General features: G+C 60.0%; 2 protein-coding genes and 1 pseudogene. 2 read left to right on the top strand and 1 reads right to left on the bottom strand.

Features of this window, described 5'->3' with window-relative positions:
• Both F8N85_RS33590 and F8N85_RS33585 read left to right on the top strand, forming a co-directional pair.
• Nucleotides 1-332: glutathione binding-like protein (locus F8N85_RS33590; protein WP_191636318.1), on the top strand; the 332-nt coding region annotated here is incomplete at its 5' end.
• Nucleotides 333-399: 67 nt separating this feature from the next.
• A pseudogene (locus tag F8N85_RS33585) lies at nt 400-1332 on the top strand (pyridoxamine 5'-phosphate oxidase family protein); the annotation flags it as partial.
• A gap of 133 nt (nt 1333-1465) precedes the next feature.
• Here the strand turns inward: F8N85_RS33585 and prpC are convergent.
• Nucleotides 1466-2593: a 2-methylcitrate synthase gene (gene prpC / locus F8N85_RS33580; RefSeq protein WP_150804854.1), complete on the bottom strand. Its 1128-nt coding sequence runs from the start codon at nt 2591-2593 to the stop codon at nt 1466-1468.
• Nucleotides 2594-2768: the final 175 nt, after the last annotated feature.

Genomic DNA, 2768 nt, shown 5'->3' with positions numbered 1-2768 from the left:
GGTTGTCGGTCGCGGCGGGGCAGATTGCCTCAGGACCGGCCGCGGCTCGGCTGATCACGGTGTTTGGCGCACCCTATAACGCTGAAGAAGTCATTGCCCGTTCCCACAGCCTGCTCAAGGTGATGGATCAAGAATTGACCAACACTTCCTACCTGGCGGGCGAAGAACCGACCATCGCCGATATCGCCGCCTACACCTACATTGCCCATGCGCCGGAAGGCAATGTCTCGTTGGACGACTATGCCAATGTGCGCGCCTGGCTGGCCCGCATCGAAGCCTTGCCGGGGTTTGTCGCAATGCCACGTACGGTGGCCGGCTTGCAAACCGCCTGAAATCAGCGAACCCGGCGCAGCCAGGCCGGGCCGTTCAGACTGCGCCGTCGGCGCAAGGGAAACCGCAATGAACCTTCAATCACCCTGGCATGCCGGTGAGAAGCAGTTGCAGGCGCACGTTGGTGTCGCTGAGCGCATGGAAGCATTCGGCCCCAAGGTTATCCGCAACTTTCTGCCTGAGCAGCACCGTCAGTTCTATCAGCAATTACCCTTCATGCTGTTCGGCGCGGTGGATGCCGACGGTAATCCTTGGGCCAGCATTCTCGAGGGGAAACCGGGTTTCGCCCACTCTCCCGAGCCTGCGCTGTTGCAGCTCGACAGTCTGCCGCGCCCGGACGACCCGGCTCAATTGCAGGCAGGTGCGGCGATCGGCTTGTTGGGGATCGAGCTGCATACGCGGCGGCGCAACCGGATCAATGGGCGAGTCAGCGAGATGACCGCTAACGGCTTGACCGTGGTGGTGGAACAGTCTTTCGGCAATTGCCCGAAGTACATTCAGCTGCGCCAATTCGAATCGGTGCCTGTCGCAGCTCCCTCGACGCCTGCGGTGCAGCGTCCAGGCAGGTTGGATGCTAGCGCGAGCGCAATGATTCGGCGGGCCGACACCTTCTTTGTCGCCAGTTACGTCGACATTGAAAACCAGCGTTCGGTGGATGTTTCACATCGGGGCGGGCAGAGCGGGTTTGTTCAGGTTGACGGTAACTGCCTGACCATTCCCGATTTCGCCGGCAACCTGCATTTCAACACCCTGGGCAACCTGTTGCTCAATCCGCGGGCCGGTTTGCTGTTCATCGATTTCACCACCGGGGATCTGCTGCAGGTCAGTGGGCGTACCGGGATTATTCTTGAAGGGCCGCAGGTCGATGCCTTTCAAGGCGCCGAGCGGCTCTGGACGCTGAAGGTGGAACAGGTGGTCCGCCGGCCCGCAGCACTGGGTTTGCGCTGGCGGTTCGAGGCATTCTCTCCCAACAGTCGGATGACCGGTACCTGGGAACAGGCAGCTGTGGGAGCGGGCTTGCCCGCGAAGCGAACGCCTTGATGTATCAGAAATACCGCATCATCGTTCTTCGCGAGCAAGCTCGCTCCCACAGGGTTCTCGGTTTCATTCAGCTGCCAGCGCCGGCACCCACCGGTCAGCGTTGTTCGATTGGCACGAACTTGCGCTGTTCGACGCCGGTGTACTCGGCGCTCGGGCGGATGATGCGGTTGTTGGCGCGCTGTTCGAACACGTGCGCGGCCCAGCCGGTCAGGCGCGAGCAGACGAAAATCGGCGTGAACAGCTTGGTCGGGATCCCCATGAAGTGGTACGTCGAGGCATGGTAGAAGTCAGCGTTGGGGAACAGCTTCTTCTGCTCCCACATGGTCTTGTCGATGGCTTCGGAAACCGGGAACAGCACCTTGTCGCCCACTTCGTCGGCGAGTTTTTTCGACCAGCCCTTGATCACTTCGTTACGCGGATCGTTGTCTTTATAGATCGCGTGACCGAAGCCCATGATCTTGTCCTTGCGCTCGAGCATGCCGAGGGTGCCTTTGATGGCCTCTTCGGGGGACTGGAACTTCTGGATCATTTCCATCGCCGCTTCGTTGGCGCCGCCGTGCAGCGGGCCGCGCAGGGTACCGATAGCAGCCGTTACGCAGGAGAACATGTCTGACAAGGTCGAGGCGCAAACCCGTGCGGCGAACGTCGAGGCATTGAACTCGTGTTCCGCGTAGAGGATCAGCGAAACGTCCATGACTTTGCGGTGCAACTCGCTCGGTTTTTTGTCATGCAGCAAGTGCAGGAAATGCCCGCCGATGGATTCTTCATCAGTGACGCAGTTGATCCGCAGGCCATCGTGGCTGAAGCGATACCAGTAGCACATGATCGCCGGGAACGCGGCCAGCATCCGGTCGGTGACGTCATGTTGCGCAGAGAAATCCTTCTCCGGTTCGATATTGCCGAGGAACGAAGCACCCGTGCGCATCACGTCCATCGGGTGCGCGTCGGCAGGAATGCGTTCGAGCACTTCCTTCAAGGCTTGCGGCAGGTCGCGCAGCGTGCTCAGTTTGCTCATGTAAGCAGCCAGTTGCGCCTTGTTCGGCAGATCGCCGTACAGCAGCAGGTAAGCCACTTCTTCAAACCGCGCGTCGGCAGCCAGTTCGCGAACGTCATAGCCGCGATAGGTCAGCCCGGCGCCCGATTGCCCGACTGTGGACAGTGCGGTTTGCCCGGCAACCTGGCCACGTAGCCCGGCGCCACTCAATACTTTTGCTTCGGCCATTGCTCTCTCCAATCTTGAATTTGTTAGGGAATCGGCAAGCTGTGTTTCATCAGGTTCTTTGGTGATGCTGAAAAGATCGCAGCCTCGCGTTGCTCGACAGCTCCTACTCGGTGACCGAGCCCGGCAACATTCCTGTAGGAGCTGCCGAGTGAAACGAGGCTGCGATCTTTTGATC

It is taken from the genome of Pseudomonas fluorescens (assembly GCF_902497875.1).
Lineage (GTDB): Bacteria > Pseudomonadota > Gammaproteobacteria > Pseudomonadales > Pseudomonadaceae > Aquipseudomonas > Aquipseudomonas fluorescens_BR.
The sequence above is the reverse complement of the archived record's forward strand: the minus strand, read 5'-3'. Positions and strand labels throughout refer to the sequence as shown.

Coding starts and splice junctions, on each gene's coding strand:
- prpC (WP_150804854.1), bottom strand. CDS start 2,593: ATGGCCGAAGCAAAAGTATTGAGTGGCGCCGGGCTACGTGGCCAGGTT.